This window comes from Flavobacterium columnare NBRC 100251 = ATCC 23463, from assembly GCF_002530675.1.
Taxonomy (GTDB): domain Bacteria; phylum Bacteroidota; class Bacteroidia; order Flavobacteriales; family Flavobacteriaceae; genus Flavobacterium; species Flavobacterium columnare.
Genome location: NZ_PCMX01000034.1, coordinates 1 through 17,249, shown reverse-complemented (window position 1 = coordinate 17,249; position 17,249 = coordinate 1). Strand labels below are relative to the sequence as shown.

The window sequence follows — 17,249 nt, the reverse complement described above, 5'->3', positions numbered from 1 at the left end:
GATTTCTATTGAAAATATATTTTTTAGGTACCGGAACTTCACAAGGAATACCCGTAATAGGGAGTGATCATCCTGTTTGTTTAAGTGAGGATGTAAAAGACAAACGTTTGCGTGTTTCTGTATGGATAGAGTGGGATCATGATTCATTTATAATAGATTGTGGTCCTGATTTTAGGCAACAAATGCTTTTGTCTAAATGTCCCAAAATTGATGCTATTTTTTTTACACATGAACACGCTGATCATACAGCGGGGCTAGATGATATACGCCCTTTTTTCTTTAAACAAGGAAATATACCTATTTATGCGCATGAACGGGTTTTGAAAAATTTAGAAAAAAGATTTGATTATATCTTTGAAACGGTTGACAAATATCCAGGAGCACCTAGTGTAGATGAACATACGGTAATTAATGGGCAGGTAATAAAAATAAATGATAAAATGATAGAGCCAATAAGTGTTTGGCACGGTAATTTACAAACCTTTGGTTATCGTTTGGATCGTTTTGCTTATTTAACCGATGTTAAAAGTATTGATCAAGAAGAATTAAAAAAACTTTTAGGATTGGAAGTTTTGGTGATTAATGCGTTACGAGAAGAATTACATGATACACACTTTAATTTAGAGGAGGCGTTGACATTAATAAAAAAAGTAAAACCAAAGAGAGCTTATTTAACCCATATAAGTCATTTGTTTGGGTTTCATGAAGAAATTCAAAAAAAATTACCAGATAATGTATGGGTTGCTTATGATAATTTAGAAATAACTATTTAATATATGAGAAAATTACTTTTATACGGATTTATCTTTTCGGTTTTAATGAATATTTTTCAACTGATGTATGCTACTAAAAAATTTAATCACGATAGCGAAACAACGGAAAAATATAAGAAAAAGATAAAAGATTCGATAGCTAAGATTGTTGCAGAAAAAGAAGAGGGGGACTATTTTTCATTAATGTACAATGACAAGGCTAGAGATTATTTTGAAGATCAGGATATAGATGAATTAATGCCTCGAATAAAAGAAGAATTAGTAGAAATGAATAATAACCCCAAAGGAAATCCTTTAGTTTCATACGAAGGGATGGTAATTAATAAAGTTCGTTTTTTAAATCACCGTTGGATAATTGCTGATTTTACAGGAGAATCAGGTTGGGGAGAGGTTCTTTTAAAATACTTTGTAGAACCAAAGGGAAAGGTATCTTTTGAGCCAGCCGAAATTTTGATGTATCCCAATGATTAAAAAAAGTAATATTTTATAAAGATCTATATACTTTTGTTGTAAATGTATTCGTTTTATTGTAATACTTTAATTGGTTTAAAGTGTTTGTTTTTAAAGGTTTGTTGGAATTTTTTTCAATAAACCTTTTTAGTTTAAAACGCTAAATAGGTGTTTGAATCCAGATTACGCATTAAAAAAATATTACAAATAAAAAATGACTTCGAATCTAAAAAAGCCCTTCATTTTTTCTTTTTAATGTAATAAAACTACAGTTGCGGTAAAAAAAATTCCGGGCGGTTTTACCTCCTTTGCTCTTTCCGTATTCGTTACAAGGGCTATCGCATAATTTGAGTTAATAATAATTTGAAAAATATTTTGTTTTTTGATCTGAATATGAATTGATTGTATTTCGTGTCATTTGCATTGCTATGGGGATGAACTTTGTATTATTTGTTTGTGAAACATTGAAAGATAGAAGGAGCAATGAGAATTGTGATTCAGATACATCAAAAGAAAAGGGGAAAAAGAATGTTTTGAAAAGAAAAAAGAAGAATTTTAAAACTTTTATTAGTAATTTAAAATGAGGATTTTGATTTGATGAACTGTTTTAGAAAGAAGGGGTTTGTTTAATTTTTTAAAGTTAATTTAGAATTGTTTTTTAATGATGGCATAAAATAAAAAAGAGGTTATCTTGTTATAGATAACCTCTCAAATATAAATTTTTAAACGATAATTTTATATCTCCCAAAAACAAAAAAAAGATAAAGTCATGGCATTTCTACTAACCAATAAAACTTTGTGAAGAAAATTACCCAATAAAAATACAAAACATGGTTAGTAGCTTACTCTATCTAAAGTTCGTTTAAAAATTTAGTTTGTTTACTTGATTAAGAACGTACCCCAAAGGTAGATAACTGTAATCTGATTTTGTTACGGTTTTACCGCATATTATGTTAAAATTCGTTTTTTTAAATTCTATTTGCTTAAAACTAAAAACAGCTGTGTAAAACATTACACAGCTGTTTTTTAGATAAATTTTTAAACGATAATTGTATATCTCCCAAAAACAAAAAAATAAGATAAAGTTGTAGTTTTTCTACTAATCAATAGAAAATTTTTAAGAAAATTACCCAATTAAAAATACAAAATATAGTCAGTAGTTACTTTATCAAAAATTCGTTTAAAAATTTAGTTTGTTTTAATTGATTAAGAACGTGCTCCAAAGGTAAGAGGTTGAATATTAATTTTGTTATGGATTTTCCGTACATTATGTTAAAATTTATTTTAAATTATAGTATCTTGCTTTTTTTTAAAAAAACAAAGATGAAAATAGTTTTTGCTTCAAACAATCAAAATAAAATAAAGGAAATCCAAAGGTTAATTCCTAGTAATATTCAAATATTAAGTTTAAAAGATATCAACTGTTTAGTTGATATTCCAGAGATAGCTACGACTATTGAAGGAAATTCGCGGATTAAAGCAGATTATGTTACTCAACATTATGGATATGCTTGTTTTGCTGATGACAGTGGGCTAGAAGTGGAGGCTCTTAATGGAGAACCGGGGGTTTTTTCTGCAAGATATGCTGGAGAAGAAAAAGAGGATCAAAAGAATATAGACAAACTGTTAAATGTATTGTCTGGAGAGCTGAATCGAAAAGCTAACTTTAAAACGGTTATAGCACTTAATTTAAAGGATCAACAGTTTTTGTTTACAGGGACGATAGATGGAAAAATAGCGTTTGAACAAAAAGGGCTTAATGGGTTTGGATATGATCCTGTTTTTATTCCTGATGGATATGAAAATACTTTTGCTGAGATGACGCTTGAAGAGAAATCAAAAATAAGTCATAGAGCAAAAGCGGTTAGAAAATTGATAGATTTTATAAATAAAGTTAATATTTCAGAAGAATTATAAAAAAAGGCTTTTGTAAATAGATATTGAGCTTGTTGATCGGATGAATTCAAAGAGGTTGTCTAAAAAGCGTATTTCTACGTTTAATTTATGACTTCAATCTAAAAACAGAAGTTGCCTAATTAGGCTTGTAATTTGCTTGGTTTTTCTCGTCTGTTTTTTCTTTAGTTAATTAGAGTTGAGTAACTGAGCGAAGAAAACAAGATCATTACAATTTTTTAGACAACCTCTTTTGAATTTTGATAAACAATTTGTTTTTTATTTAAGGGAATCGTTACCCTATTATATCTAATTTAGCAAAACGTAATAGTAATTTTTTAATGCCTCCAATTTCAAAGCGTATTTCCGCTTTTTTATCTGCCCCAACACCTTCAAGATTTAAAACTTGCCCTTTACCAAATCGTTCGTGCATAACAATATTGCCAATTATTAAACTTGTATTGTTACTTGTATTGCCAATTTCGGCTCCTGATGTAGGATTAGACAATGGTTTTAAGCGTCTAATTGCAGGGTTAGATGCAGACTCTGTGTTAATTTGTTTAGGTGGTGTACCCGCAATAGGTTTTTGTAAACGTAGTTTGGATTTGTCTACCTCTCCGAAAATATCAGTATTAATAGTAGGTTTGTATCGGTAATTCGTTTCTACTGGAGATAAAAATTCTAAATATTCCGAGTTTATTTCTTCTATAAAACGAGAAGGTTCAGAATCTACTAGCTTGCCCCATCTATAACGAGATTGAGCATAGGTTAAGTAGGCTTGATGTTCTGCTCGGGTTAAGGCTACATAAAAAAGGCGTCTTTCTTCCTCCAGTTCACTTCTAGTATTTAAACTCATAGCACTTGGAAACAAGTCTTCTTCCAATCCCACAATAAAAACAGTGGGGAATTCAAGACCTTTGGCTAAGTGAATAGTCATTAATGCCACACGGTCATCATCGCCCGTGTCGTTGTCTAAATCCGTAGCTAAAGCCACATCTTCTAAAAATTCGGATAAAGCACCTCTAGCACCATCTATTTCCTTTTGCCCCTCTATAAAGTCTTTTATACCATTTAGTAATTCTTCAATATTTTCTATTCTAGCAATGCCTTCAGGAGTTCCGTCTTTTTTCAGTTCTTGAACGAGTCCTGTTTTTTTAGTAACATGTTCTGTTAAATAGAAAGCATCTTGATTTTCGTTGATGACCTGAAAACTTTTGATCATGGTTACAAAATCACTTATTCGTTGTTTTGTACCTGAATTTAATTTTAAATCAATTTTGTCAACGTGTTCCATTACTTCAAAAATGGAACGCTTATAATAGTTTGCTGCTACCGTTAATTTTTCTACGGTGGTATCGCCTATACCTCGTGCGGGGTAATTAATAACGCGTACTAATGCTTCTTCATCTTTAGGATTTACTACTAGTCTTAGATAAGACAGTACATCCTTAATCTCTTTTCTTTGGTAAAAAGAGAGTCCACCATAAATTCTATAAGGAATATCTCTTTTTCGCAACGCGTCTTCCATAGCGCGAGATTGTGCATTGGTACGATATAAAATAGCAAAATCACTGTTCTTTTTTTGATTTTGCATTTTGTCCTCAAAAATACTAGATGCTACAAATCTTCCTTCTTCACCATCGGTTAAGCTTCGGTGTACTTTTATTTTAGGACCATTATCATTAGCAGTCCAGACTACTTTATCAAGTTTCGTTTTATTGTTATCAATAACGTTATTTGCCGCTTCTACTATGTTTTTTGAAGAACGATAATTTTGTTCCAAACGATACATTTGCACATTCTCATAGTCCTTTTGAAAATTTAGGATGTTGTTAATATTAGCTCCTCTAAAAGCGTAGATACTTTGAGCATCATCCCCTACAACGCAAATATTTTGAAAACGATCAGAGAGTGCTCTAACAATTAAATATTGAGAATGATTAGTATCTTGATACTCATCTACTAAAATGTATCGAAAGCGATCTTGATATTTCATCAAGACATCAGGGAAACGAGTTAAAAGTTCATTGGTTTTTAATAATAAATCATCAAAATCCATAGCTCCTGATTTGAAGCAACGTTCAACATAATTTTGATAAATTTCTCCTAATCGAGGCTTTTTGCTCATGGCATCTGCTTCTTGTAATTCAGGATTATTAAAGTACGCTTTTACTGTAACAAGGCTATTTTTGTATTGTGATATCCTACTTAATATTTGTTTGGGTTTATAAATATCCTTGTCTAATTGCATTTCCTTAATAATTTGTCCTATCAAGCGAACAGAGTCTTGAGAATCGTAAATAGTAAAATTAGAAGGATAGCCCAGTTTTTCGGATTCTATACGTAGAATTTTTGCAAAAATAGAGTGAAAGGTTCCCATCCACAGATTTTTAGCTTCATTGTTTCCTACAATACTTGCAATTCGGATCTTCATTTCACGAGCGGCTTTGTTTGTAAAAGTTAAGGCTAAAATATTGAAAGCATCTACTCCTTGACTCATCAAGTTAGCAATACGAACCGTTAATACACGTGTTTTGCCTGAACCAGCTCCAGCAATTACAATCATGGCACCGTCTTTTTGTAAAACAGGTGCTCTTTGTGCATCATTTAGTTTTTCTATTATCTCTTGAATCATAACCAAAAATCAAAGGGTCAAAAATACTGCTACTAAAATTGGATTACAATAATTTTTTTGAGTTTATTTGTATTCATATCATAAATTAATAAAAAGTATCTTATAAAAATGAATTCAGTAAACGTATTAGAGATTGCAGTGTACACAATTCCTTCTATAGTAACAGCAGGTGTTGCGTATTATTTTTTTCAAGCGTATTTCAAAGATCAGCAAAATATGCGCTATTGGTTATTACAAAAAGAAAATCAAAAAGACTCTTTACCATTAAAATTGCAAGCATACGAAAGAATGGCTTTGTTTTTAGAACGTATTAATCCCACTAAGTTGTTAATGCGAGTTGCTCCAATGAGTGAAGATAAGATGCTCTATGCTGTTTTTTTACTAGATCATATAGAACAAGAATTAGAGCATAATATTACGCAACAAATCTATTTAACAGATAATTGTTGGAATGTTATTTTAACTGCCAAAAATACGATTGCACATAATATACAAAAAACAGCTAAAAGAGATGATATAAAAGACGCTGATAATTTACGTCAGACCATTATGAATCAATTGGCCAATCAAGAATCCCCTACAACTGTAGCTCTTGCATATCTTAAAAAAGAAATTGGACAGATACTATAGTTTTAGAGGTTTCTTTTTTATTTTAAAAAATTATTATACGTATCTTTCTCTGTTAGAAAAGGATTTTTTATTTTCGTTGAATGAATAAAAGAATAAATATAGTTAGCTACCTACTATTGGGGGTGTTGTGGTTTGTCCTAGCATTCCAATCTTTGCATTCATTCGAACACTTAATAGAACAATTAAATACACCTCATTGTCAACATAAGTATGATCATTCGCATACGGTTGTTTCACACGATCATCAAGATTTTGATGACTGTTTTGTTTGCCATTATTCTTTTAGTGATTATTTAAAGACGACACTACCTACTATTGATTTTGAATCAATAGATTACAATGTTGCATATTTGTTTGGTTATATTGAGAAAATAAGTTTTTTCAATGGCAGTTTACAAAATACTCGCGCTCCTCCGTTTTTTATTGTTTAATTAATTGTATATCTCAATATTAACAATAAAAATAAAATAAATGAAAAATTTTTTAATAGCCCTATTTTTGGGGCTTAGTGCTATTGTATATAGTCAAAATAACTTAAAAGGAAACGTTTCAAATATAAATAAAGAAAAAATAAAAGGCGTTTTAGTAGCCATCCCTGAGTTGCATAAAGAAACGACAACGGATGAATTTGGAAATTTTAAATTTGATAAACTTGCATCGGGGTCCTTTTCTATTATCTTTTCTCATCCTAATTATGATGGATATACTTCAATAGTTGTGCTAAATAAAAAAGAAAATAGTTATGATGTCGTTCTTTTAGAGGAACATACACATCATATAGAAGAAGTAATTGTTTCTACTGCATTTAATAAAGCTCAGAGCCAAAATGTAATGAAAGTAGAACATAGTTCATTAAAAGCATTGCAACAAAAAGGCGGGGCTACACTTATGGAAAATATAGCCACAATACCAGGGATTTCCAATGTATCAACAGGATTGTCAATAGGTAAACCAGTCATTAGAGGATTAAGCGGTAATCGTGTTTTAGTTTATTCACAAGGAGTACGATTAGAAAATCAACAGTTTGGAGAAGAACATGGCTTAGGCTTGAGCGATAATGGGATTGAAAGTGTTGAAGTGATAAAAGGGCCTGCTTCTTTATTATATGGTTCTGATGCTTTGGGAGGAGTCTTGTATTTTAATCCAGAAAAATTTGCAACATCAGGGACTTATGTTGCTGATTTTTCACAAAAATATTTTAGCAATACCCAAGGAAGTTCTACAGGATTTGGTTTGAAGTCATCAGGCGAACATTGGAAGTTTTTTGTAAGAGGTGCTCATAATACCCATTCAGACTATTTAACAGGGAAAGATCAAAGGGTAACTAACTCACGTTTTAATGAAACAGATGCTAAGATAGCTTTAGGTTATTACCATTCGAAATTTTTATCAATACTAAGATATAATATTAATAATCTAGATTTAGGCTTACCAGAAGAATTGAGTGAGCAAAGTTTGTCTAAAAAAACGCTTGATCCAAAACAAGCAATAATAGCACAAATAGCTAGTTGGAATAACACTCTATTTTTAAGAAATTCTAAATTAGAAGCCGAAATAGGCTATGTGGCTAATAAGAGAAAAGAATTTGAAAATTCTCCAACAGCCTTGTTAAATATGAATTTACAAACCTTAAACTATAATTTAAAATATTATACCCCTAAGATAGGTAATCTAGAAACAATTGTTGGAGTTCAAGGAATGTTACAAACCAATAAAAATTCTGGTGATGAAATTTTAATTCCAGATGCCAAAACACATGATTTAGGGGTTCTTGTAACGTCTATGTATACTCGGAATAAAAATGTTTTGCAAGCAGGAGTTCGTTTCGATACAAGAAAGATAAAAACAGATTTGCATGGAGAAGAAGGAGAAGAAGGATATTTTAAGGCAGTTGATAAAAATTTTAAAAGTATCAATGCTTCTTTCGGATATAAAACTAATTTGTTAGATAATTTAATTATGAGGCTAAATGTAGCTAGTGGATTTAGAGCTCCTAATTTAGCAGAACTAACATCTAACGGGGTTCATGAAGGAAGTAATCGTTATGAAAAAGGAAACGAAAATTTAAAAAATGAGCAAAATATTCAAACTGATTTGAATCTAGAATATGGAAATTCTCATTTTGAATTATTTGCTAATGGATTTTATAATCATATAAAAAATTATATTTACATAGCTCCAACAGCTGATCGTATAGAGGACAAAGAGGTGTATACTTATGAACAGGCAGATGCTAAATTATATGGAGGAGAAGTGGGAGTGCATTTACATCCACACCCAATAGATTGGTTGCATATAACTTCTAGTTTTGAAATGGTGGTAGGAAAAAAACAAAATAACGAATTTTTACCATTGATACCTGCTAATAAATGGATGAATACAATAAAAGCACAATTTGATTGGAATAAAACAATGAAAGAAGGGTATATTTTTGCTAATTATGAAACAAATTTTGCCCAAAATACTGTTTCTGCTTTTGAAATAGCAACACCTTCTTATTCGTTGTTTAATTTGGGATTGGGAGGGAATTTATCTCTTTTTAAATTAAATTTTAATCTAAATATTACAGCAAATAATATTTTAAATCAAAAATACATAGCTCATTTATCACGTTTAAAAGCAGATAATATTCAAAATATGGGAAGAAATATTGTATTTGGAATTAATTTTAAAATCTAAAAACTATTGATTTTCAGCTAAAAAGCACTCTTTTTTAAGGGTGCTTTTTTTTTTAACGTATTTCTAACATTTGAAAATGTATTTTTGTTTAAAATAAATTAAAAAATGAAAATTTTAACATCTACAGTGATTTTGGCTACTAGTTTGGGGGCTATAGCACAATCTAAAATAAACATGAATTCTATGGAATATCCTGAAACAAAAAAAAAGGAACATGTTGATACCTATTTTGGAACAGCTATTCAGGATCCTTATCGTTGGCTTGAAGATGATCGTTCCTTAGAGACCGAGGCATGGGTAAAGACTCAAAATACCGCTACTTATAAATATTTAGATCAAATACCTTATCGGGCTGTATTGAAAGAGCGTTTGGAAAAAATGTGGAATTATGAAAAAATTAGTTCCCCATTTATAGAAGGAGATTATACTTATTATTATAAGAATAATGGTTTACAAAATCAATCCGTTTTATATAGAAAAGATAAGCAGGGAAAAGAAGAAATGTTTTTAGATCCTAATACATTTTCTAAAGATGGAACAACATCGTTAGCAGCTGTCAACTTTTCAGAAGATGGAAGCAAGGTAGCTTATCAAATTTCTATAGGAGGATCAGATTGGAGAGAAATAATTATTATCGATGCCAAAACCAAAAAAATATTAGATACCAAAATAATAGACGTTAAGTTTGGTGCTGTTTCTTGGTATAAAAATGAAGGTTTCTATTATTCCAGCTATGACAAACCCAAAGGAAGTGAATTATCAGCTAAAACAGATCAGCATAAGTTGTATTATCATAAATTAGGAACCAAACAAAAAAACGATCAAGTAGTTTTTGGTTTAGATAAAAAAAGATTATACGTAGGAGGATTTGTAACAAGAGATAATCATTATTTAGTCATAACAGCATCTAATTCAACCTACGGCAACGAATTATATATAAAAGACCTAAGGAAAAGCAATAGTCCCATCATAACTTTAGTAGATAATTTTGATTCAGATAATGATGTAATAGAAAATAAAGAAGATGTTTTTTACATAACAACGGATTATAAGGCACCCAATAAAAAAATTGTAACAGTGGATCTATCAAATCCAAAACAAGAAAACTGGAAAGATTTAATAAAAGAAACTACAGATGTATTAACTTCCACGGTAGGGGCTGGATATATTTTTACACACTATATGCAAGATGCTGTTTCTATGGTAAAACAATATGATTTTTCAGGAAACTTAATACGCATAATTAAATTGCCAGGAATAGGTTCAGCAAGTGGTTTTGCTGGAAAACCAAAAGATAAAACATTATATTTTTCTTTTTCTAATTATTACACTCCTAATAGTATTTATTCTTTACATCCAGAAACTGGAGAGACAACTATTTATCAGAAACCTAAAGTAGACTTTCAGAGTGATCTGTATGAATCAAAACAAGTGTTTTATAAATCTAAAGATGGAACAAAAGTTCCAATGATTATAACATATAAAAAAGGGACTAAATTAAATGGAAAAAATCCAACTATATTATATGGATACGGAGGATTTAATATAAGTTTAATGCCTAGTTTTAGTGTTTCAAATGCACTCTGGTTAGAAAATGGAGGAGTTTATGCTGTAGCTAATTTGCGTGGAGGAGGTGAATATGGAAAAAAATGGCATATAGCAGGAACTAAATTGCAAAAGCAAAATGTTTTTAATGACTTTATAGCAGCAGCAGAGTATCTTATAAAAAATAAATTTACATCTAGTGATTTTTTAGCAATTCGAGGAGGTTCTAATGGAGGCTTATTAGTAGGAGCAACCATGACACAGCGTCCTGATTTAATGAAAGTAGCTTTGCCAGCCGTTGGAGTATTAGATATGTTGCGTTATCATACCTTTACGGCAGGTGCAGGATGGCGATACGATTATGGAACAGCTGAAGAAAGTAAAGAAATGTTTGACTATCTAAAAAAATATTCGCCTGTACATAATGTAAAAAAAGGAGTAAAATATCCAGCAACCTTAGTAACTACAGGAGATCATGATGACAGAGTAGTACCAGCACACAGTTTTAAGTTTGTATCAGAACTTCAAGAGAAACAATCAGGAACAAACCCCACTTTGATACGTATTGATATCAATGCAGGACATGGAGCTGGAAAATCAGTCTCTGCTACTATAAATGAAAATGTAGACATACAAGCATTTACGTTATGGAATATGGGAATCAAAAAAATAAATTAAGATAAAAATATTTTATGTAATATAAGTATTTTAAAACCGTCTGAAAAAATCAAACAGACGGTTTTTTTTGATCGGAATTTATATGATTAAAATATTCTTTTTACAGAAACTAATTTACCCTATCTTTAGTTATATTATACAGAATATTTGATCAAATAAAAAAATAACATCTAAAAATTATTTTTAAAAATTTTAGATAATTCTTAATTATAGTATCTTTGCAACTTCTAAAAAAATAAGGAATTATGTTTAATAATTTATCAGAGAAGTTAGATAAGGCGTTTCATATATTAAAAGGACACGGTAAAATTACAGAAGTAAATGTTGCAGATACCTTAAAAGAGGTACGTCGCGCATTACTTGATGCTGATGTTAACTTTAAGATTGCTAAAGATTTTACAACCAGAGTAAAAGAAAAAGCATTAGGACAAGATGTATTAACAACCTTACAACCAGGACAGCTATTAGTTAAAATCGTAAAGGATGAATTAACAGAGTTAATGGGAGGTGACGTACAAGGAATTAATTTATCAGGAAGTTTCTCGGTTATTTTAATGTCTGGTTTACAAGGTTCTGGTAAAACAACCTTTTCTGGTAAATTGGCTAATTTCTTAAAAACAAAGAAAAATAAAAAGCCCTTATTAGTTGCTTGTGACATCTATCGCCCAGCAGCTATTAACCAGTTACATGTTGTAGGAGAACAAATAGGTGTAGAAGTATATTCTGAACCAGAAAATAAAAATGCGGTTGAAATTGCACAAAATGCTATCAAGTACGCTAAATCAAATGGTTTTACGGTTGTTATAGTCGATACAGCAGGACGTTTAGCTGTTGATGAGGAAATGATGACTGAAATTGCTAATGTTCATAAAGCAATTACGCCTAACGAAACCTTATTTGTTGTAGACTCAATGACGGGTCAAGATGCAGTAAATACTGCAAAAGCATTTAACGATCGTTTAAATTTTGATGGCGTAGTTCTTACTAAATTAGACGGGGATACACGCGGAGGTGCTGCTATATCAATTAAAACTGTTGTCAATAAACCTATTAAGTTTATTGGTACGGGTGAAAAAATGGATGCCATTGATGTGTTTTATCCAGAACGTATGGCAGACCGTATTTTAGGAATGGGAGACGTTGTGTCTTTAGTAGAACGTGCTCAAGCACAGTATGACGAAGAAGAGGCACGTAAATTACAACGCAAGATAGCCAAAAATGAATTTGGGTTTGATGACTTCTTAGCTCAAATACAACAAGTTAAAAAAATGGGTAATATGAAAGATCTGGTAGGGATGATACCAGGTGCAAGTAAAGCTCTAAAGGATGTAGAAATTGAAGATGATGCTTTCAAGCACATTGAAGCTATTATTTATTCAATGACACCAGGAGAAAGAAGTAAACCCTCATTAATTGATACAAAACGTAAGAACAGAATAGCCAAAGGATCAGGTAGAAAAATAGAGGAAGTAAATCAGTTGTTAAAACAATTTGATCAGATGAGTAAGATGATGAAAATGATGCAAGGACCAGGAGGTAAGCAATTAATGAAAATGATGGGAGGTATGAAAGGTGGGCTTCCAGGAATGAAATAGTAAAGAAGGTGCGTGTTTTCGCGCCTTTTTTATTTAAAAATAAATAGATAACAACACACAAAATAAAAAAAGAATGCAAATTTTAGATGGAAAAAAAGTTTCTGAAGACATTAAAAACGAAATAGCAATACAAGTTCAAGCAATGAAAGCAAAAGGAGAAAAAGTACCTCACTTAGCCGCTTTGATTGTAGGAAATGATGGCGCTAGCTTAACTTATGTAGCTAGTAAAGTAAAAGCTTGTGAAAGAGTAGGTTTTGAATCTACTTTAATAAAAATGCCCAGCACTACTTCCGAAACAGAACTACTAAAAAAAATAAAAGAATTAAATGAAAATAATGAAATAGACGGTTTTATTGTTCAGTTACCTTTACCAGAACAAATTGATACACAAAAAATTTTAATGGCAATTGATCCTAGTAAAGATGTAGATGGATTTCATCCTGAAAACTTTGGAAAAATGGCATTAGATATGTCTACATTCATTCCTGCTACACCATTTGGTATCTTAGAATTATTGGAACGCTATAACGTTGAAACCAAAGGAAAACATACAGTAGTTATTGGACGTAGTCATATTGTTGGAAGACCTATGAGTATTTTAATGGGAAGAAAAGGATTTCCAGGAAACTCAACAGTTACTCTAACGCATAGTCATACCAAAAATATCAACCAAATTACTTCACAAGCTGATATTATCATTTCTGCTTTAGGAGTTCCAGATTTCCTAAAAGCAGAAATGATTAAAGATGATGCAGTAATCATAGATGTTGGAATTACAAGAGTACTCGATGAAACCAATCCAAAAGGATATGTGATAAAAGGAGATGTAGATTTTGAAAATGTTTCTAAAAAAGCATCTTATATAACCCCTGTTCCTGGTGGTGTAGGACCTATGACAATTGCCATGTTGTTGAAAAACACATTATTAGCTCGTGAGTTTAAAATAGAAAGAACGAAGTAATCCTTTTGTAAAGGCAAATACTTGTTTGTTGTCTCGTGCACAAAAAAGGTGTTTTTATTACAGTTTCATTCGATTGGTTAAGTATAAAACAATTCAATAAAACAATTCAATAAAACAATTCAATAAAACAATTATAAGTTCAAGGATTTTTTAGCCATCCCTATTTACGCTATTAAAAAAATGAAGATGAGAATTATTGAAGCACAGAAAAAAGATATTGAAATAATCAGAAATTTAGCGTATACTATTTGGCCAGATACTTATGCTGAAATATTAAGCTCAGAGCAAATAAGTTATATGTTAGATTTATTTTATAATAAAGATGCGTTATTATTGCAAATGAATACTAATCAACAATTTTTATTAGTAAAAGAGGATTCTCAATATTTAGGTTTTGCCTCTTATGAAATAAACTCGAAATCTAAAAAAACAAAATTGCATAAAATTTATATACTTCCAAATTTACAAGGAAAAGGAGTAGGACGTTTTTTGTTGAATGAAGTAGAAAATAGAGCAAAAGAAGCCAACAACTTCTATCTTTATTTAAATGTGAATAAGTATAATAAAGCATTCTATTTTTATAAAAAAATAGGATTTGAAATTATTGAAGAAGAAGTAATTCAATTAGGAAAAGGGTATGTTATGGATGATTTTGTATTAGAAAAAAAAATAATTTAATAATAGCCTCCTTGAATTTATGGTACAATATAGTATTTATAAGAAAGGGCATTAGATATCAATGTATATCATTGAGGAATCTTTGATAAACACTCAAAAACGGGTTTGCAATAAAGGGGATTTTTATTAGTAAACCCGTTTTGTGTTTTATTTAGTTTTGATTATATTTTTTAAAACAGATTTATCTTCAAAATTTTCTACCTCTAATTCAATAGACTGTTTTTTAGTAGTAAATCCTTCTATTATGTAGCGTTTTCCACCTGATTTAGTTTGAATATTACTTCTGCTAAAATCTACATCACCATAAGTTAAAGTATTCCGGATATCCGTAGTGTCAATCCATTTTTCAGATAATATCTTAGAAGCTTCTTTTGAATAATGAAAAGGTTTTGAACGTAAGTTGTTTAAAACGCGATCATTCGGAAAATAACTACAACTTGTTTTTTTTTGATTTAATACAAAAAACAAAACAATACTACCTCCTAAAACACCAAATAGATAATAAGCCAAGCGATATGTAAATGTGCTCATTTAATTTTTTTTTTTTACAAAAGTAATAAATCTTATGGATTAAAATACGATTAGGTTAATATCTCTATATGTTAGATTAAACCATTCACCTATTGTTTTATTACTTAAAATACCATGATAAAAATAAATACCATTTCTTAATCCAGCATCACAGCGTATTGCACTTTCTATTCCTCCGTCATCCGCAATTTGTAGCAGGTAAGGAGTTATAATATTACTAATAGAAAGAGATGCTGTTTTAGCATAACGAGAAGGGATGTTGGGGACACAATAATGTGTTACGCCATGTTTTACAAAGGTTGGATTTTCATGGGTAGTAATTTCTGAAGTTTCAAAACAACCTCCAGTGTCTATACTAACATCTACTATAACAGAACCTTTTTTCATGTGACTTATCATATCTTCTGTTACAACGATAGGAGTTCTGTGTTTGCCTCGCATTGCACCTATAGCAACATCGCATCTTCTCAGGGATTTGAGCAGTGTTTTGTTTTGTATAGTTGAGGTAAAAATACGTTGCTGTAAGTTGTTTTGCAACCGTCGTAATTTTGTAATAGAATTATCAAACACTTTTACGGAAGCACCTAGACCAAGAGCTGTTTTAACAGCATATTCCGCTACGGTACCAGCTCCTAAAATGATAACTTCAGTAGGTCTTACTCCTGTGATATTGCCAAAAAGTAATCCATTACCCCCTTTGTTACAAGTCATCAACTCTGCTGCTATTAGTATAGAAGCTGTTCCTGCAATCTCGCTTAAAGATTTAACAGCAGGAAAAGAATTGTCATCATCTTTTAGATACTCAAAAGCAAGTGCTGTAATTTTCTTTTTTTTAAGAGACTCAAAGTATTCCTTTTTGCGAGTTTTTATTTGTAATGCTGAGATAAGAATTGTTTGAGACTTCATCATTTCAATTTCTTCTTGAGTAGGTGGTTCTACTTTTAGAATCATAGGACAAGCAAAAACTTTTTTAGTATCATTGGTAATTTCAGCCCCCGCATCGCTATAATCCTTATCACTATAACTAGCATTTTTACCAGCCCCCGCCTCAATTAGTACTCTGTGACCATGACTAACGATTGCATTGACTGCATCAGGTGTTAAACAAATACGTCGCTCTTGAAAAGCAGTCTCTTTTGGAATACCAATAAAGAGTTCGCTTTTGTGTTTGGTAACTTCCAATTTTTCCTCTTGTGGAAGCAACTCTTTCTTACTAAAAGGAGTAATGACCATGATGATATTTTATAAAGGGACAAATTACGAAAAAATCTTAATGGGAACAAAGCTACCTATTGTTTTATTTTTAGACTCATGATATCTGCTAATTCAATGTATTGTTAATCCTTATAACGAGTTTTTCTAAAATAATAAATATTTTTACTGTAAAGTATTAAAGGAATTTGTGAACGAATTATTATTTATACTCTTAAAGTTTAAGGAATTAATTCGAGTAATCTTTTTCCATCTTCTAGAATCGAAATGCTAATAACTGTGTGGTTTTCAGGAATTAGATCAGGTATTTTTTCCGCCCACTCTATAAAGCACCAATGACCAGAATATAGATATTCTTCTATTCCCATATCTAATGCTTCAGCTTGTGATTTTAGACGATATACATCAAAATGATATATGATTTGATGATTGTTCGTTTCGTATTCATTGACCAAACTAAATGTAGGGCTACTAGTTGCTTCTTTTACGCCTAAAACTTTGCATAAAGTTTTTATAAAGGTTGTTTTTCCAGCTCCCATTTCTCCATTAAAAAGGATCACTTTTTTTGGATTAGCCCTTAAAAAATCGTTTGCAATTTGTTCGATGTCCTCTAAGTAATATTCTAACTTCATTGTTTAGGTTTCAATTTTCTACCGCAAAAATAGATAAATGTAATTAAACTTAGAAAAAACAAAAAATATTAAATCCTTAACTCAGATTACGTATTAGAAATTTATTACGGATAAAGATGACTTTGAATCTTAAAAAAGGACTTAATTTTTTGTTCTCAATATAGTAAAACTAGACTTTGTGGGGGAAATCCCCTTGGATTTTATCTTCTTTGCTCTTTTGTTTTTCATCATAAGGGCTAATGTATACTCTGAGATTAATTGGGTAGAAGTTCTTTAGAATGTCTTTAGAAAGAGGGAAAAAAGCAAAGAAAAAAGGTTTAATACCATTTAAACTTTGAATTTTCTTTTTAAAAATAG

15 protein-coding genes are annotated in these 17,249 nt (G+C 30.7%); 10 read left to right on the top strand and 5 right to left on the bottom strand.

Going from position 1 to position 17,249, the window contains the following annotated elements:
* Positions 1 to 8: 8 nt before the first annotated feature.
* From B0A78_RS05755 to B0A78_RS05745, 3 genes are all read left to right on the top strand, one after another.
* Positions 9 to 773: an MBL fold metallo-hydrolase gene (locus B0A78_RS05755; protein ID WP_065213272.1), complete on the top strand. Its 765-nt coding sequence runs from the start codon at positions 9 to 11 to the stop codon at positions 771 to 773.
* A 3-nt stretch (positions 774 to 776) separates the two neighbouring features.
* Entirely contained in the window at positions 777 to 1,244 is a 468-nt protein-coding gene (locus B0A78_RS05750) for a hypothetical protein (protein ID WP_014165309.1), read from the top strand.
* Positions 1,245 to 2,546: 1,302 nt separating this feature from the next.
* Positions 2,547 to 3,140 carry a non-canonical purine NTP diphosphatase gene (locus B0A78_RS05745; protein ID WP_041253397.1) on the top strand — a complete coding sequence of 198 codons (594 nt, stop codon included), beginning with the start codon at positions 2,547 to 2,549 and terminating at the stop codon, positions 3,138 to 3,140.
* A 271-nt stretch (positions 3,141 to 3,411) separates the two neighbouring features.
* On the opposite strand, the gene B0A78_RS05740 is transcribed toward B0A78_RS05745, so the two are convergent.
* A complete protein-coding gene (locus tag B0A78_RS05740; protein WP_373863154.1) occupies positions 3,412 to 5,751 on the bottom strand; it encodes an ATP-dependent helicase in 2,340 nt (779 codons plus the stop codon).
* 108 nt (positions 5,752 to 5,859) lie between these two features.
* Between B0A78_RS05740 and B0A78_RS05735 the strand changes: the two genes are divergently transcribed.
* The 7 genes from B0A78_RS05735 (at position 5,860) to B0A78_RS05705 (ending at position 14,517) form a co-directional block, all read left to right on the top strand.
* Positions 5,860 to 6,381, top strand: a complete 522-nt coding sequence (locus tag B0A78_RS05735; RefSeq protein WP_097609461.1) for a DUF7935 family protein — start codon at positions 5,860 to 5,862, stop codon at positions 6,379 to 6,381.
* An 80-nt stretch (positions 6,382 to 6,461) separates the two neighbouring features.
* Positions 6,462 to 6,812 carry a hypothetical protein gene (locus B0A78_RS05730; RefSeq protein ID WP_077225732.1) on the top strand — a complete coding sequence of 117 codons (351 nt, stop codon included), beginning with the start codon at positions 6,462 to 6,464 and terminating at the stop codon, positions 6,810 to 6,812.
* A 40-nt stretch (positions 6,813 to 6,852) separates the two neighbouring features.
* Entirely contained in the window at positions 6,853 to 9,060 is a 2,208-nt protein-coding gene (locus B0A78_RS05725; RefSeq protein WP_065213274.1) for a TonB-dependent receptor, read from the top strand.
* A 105-nt stretch (positions 9,061 to 9,165) separates the two neighbouring features.
* The gene (locus B0A78_RS05720) at positions 9,166 to 11,283 is read left to right on the top strand and encodes a prolyl oligopeptidase family serine peptidase (RefSeq protein ID WP_097609460.1); all 2,118 of its coding nucleotides are present in this window, start codon (positions 9,166 to 9,168) and stop codon (positions 11,281 to 11,283) included.
* A 245-nt stretch (positions 11,284 to 11,528) separates the two neighbouring features.
* The gene (ffh, locus tag B0A78_RS05715) at positions 11,529 to 12,878 is read left to right on the top strand and encodes a signal recognition particle protein (protein ID WP_014165302.1); all 1,350 of its coding nucleotides are present in this window, start codon (positions 11,529 to 11,531) and stop codon (positions 12,876 to 12,878) included.
* A gap of 73 nt (positions 12,879 to 12,951) precedes the next feature.
* Entirely contained in the window at positions 12,952 to 13,839 is an 888-nt protein-coding gene (locus B0A78_RS05710; protein WP_014165301.1) for a bifunctional 5,10-methylenetetrahydrofolate dehydrogenase/5,10-methenyltetrahydrofolate cyclohydrolase, read from the top strand.
* Between the two features lie 180 nt (positions 13,840 to 14,019).
* The gene (locus tag B0A78_RS05705; protein ID WP_231138895.1) at positions 14,020 to 14,517 is read left to right on the top strand and encodes a GNAT family N-acetyltransferase; all 498 of its coding nucleotides are present in this window, start codon (positions 14,020 to 14,022) and stop codon (positions 14,515 to 14,517) included.
* Between the two features lie 147 nt (positions 14,518 to 14,664).
* On the opposite strand, the gene B0A78_RS05700 is transcribed toward B0A78_RS05705, so the two are convergent.
* From B0A78_RS05700 to B0A78_RS14675, 4 genes are all read right to left on the bottom strand, one after another.
* Positions 14,665 to 15,048, bottom strand: a complete 384-nt coding sequence (locus B0A78_RS05700; RefSeq protein WP_014165299.1) for a DUF4258 domain-containing protein — start codon at positions 15,046 to 15,048, stop codon at positions 14,665 to 14,667.
* A gap of 39 nt (positions 15,049 to 15,087) precedes the next feature.
* Positions 15,088 to 16,281, bottom strand: coding sequence for an alanine dehydrogenase (locus B0A78_RS05695; RefSeq protein WP_014165298.1), 1,194 nt, complete (start codon positions 16,279 to 16,281; stop codon positions 15,088 to 15,090).
* A gap of 200 nt (positions 16,282 to 16,481) precedes the next feature.
* Positions 16,482 to 16,892 carry a tRNA (adenosine(37)-N6)-threonylcarbamoyltransferase complex ATPase subunit type 1 TsaE gene (gene tsaE / locus B0A78_RS05690; protein WP_014165297.1) on the bottom strand — a complete coding sequence of 137 codons (411 nt, stop codon included), beginning with the start codon at positions 16,890 to 16,892 and terminating at the stop codon, positions 16,482 to 16,484.
* A gap of 169 nt (positions 16,893 to 17,061) precedes the next feature.
* Positions 17,062 to 17,249: hypothetical protein (locus tag B0A78_RS14675; protein WP_211282044.1), on the bottom strand; the 188-nt coding region annotated here is incomplete at its 5' end.

Bases quoted from the DNA above. Each gene is read 5' to 3' on its own strand.
- ffh (WP_014165302.1), top strand. From the start codon at position 11,529: ATGTTTAATAATTTATCAGAGAAGTTAGATAAGGCGTTTCATATATTA.
- B0A78_RS05725 (WP_065213274.1), top strand. From the start codon at position 6,853: ATGAAAAATTTTTTAATAGCCCTATTTTTGGGGCTTAGTGCTATTGTA.
- B0A78_RS05740 (WP_373863154.1), bottom strand. From the start codon at position 5,751: ATGATTCAAGAGATAATAGAAAAACTAAATGATGCACAAAGAGCACCT.
- B0A78_RS05750 (WP_014165309.1), top strand. From the start codon at position 777: ATGAGAAAATTACTTTTATACGGATTTATCTTTTCGGTTTTAATGAAT.
- B0A78_RS05735 (WP_097609461.1), top strand. From the start codon at position 5,860: ATGAATTCAGTAAACGTATTAGAGATTGCAGTGTACACAATTCCTTCT.
- B0A78_RS05700 (WP_014165299.1), bottom strand. From the start codon at position 15,048: ATGAGCACATTTACATATCGCTTGGCTTATTATCTATTTGGTGTTTTA.
- B0A78_RS05745 (WP_041253397.1), top strand. From the start codon at position 2,547: ATGAAAATAGTTTTTGCTTCAAACAATCAAAATAAAATAAAGGAAATC.
- B0A78_RS05695 (WP_014165298.1), bottom strand. From the start codon at position 16,281: ATGGTCATTACTCCTTTTAGTAAGAAAGAGTTGCTTCCACAAGAGGAA.
- B0A78_RS05730 (WP_077225732.1), top strand. From the start codon at position 6,462: ATGAATAAAAGAATAAATATAGTTAGCTACCTACTATTGGGGGTGTTG.
- B0A78_RS05705 (WP_231138895.1), top strand. From the start codon at position 14,020: ATGAAGATGAGAATTATTGAAGCACAGAAAAAAGATATTGAAATAATC.
- B0A78_RS05710 (WP_014165301.1), top strand. From the start codon at position 12,952: ATGCAAATTTTAGATGGAAAAAAAGTTTCTGAAGACATTAAAAACGAA.
- B0A78_RS05720 (WP_097609460.1), top strand. From the start codon at position 9,166: ATGAAAATTTTAACATCTACAGTGATTTTGGCTACTAGTTTGGGGGCT.
- tsaE (WP_014165297.1), bottom strand. From the start codon at position 16,892: ATGAAGTTAGAATATTACTTAGAGGACATCGAACAAATTGCAAACGAT.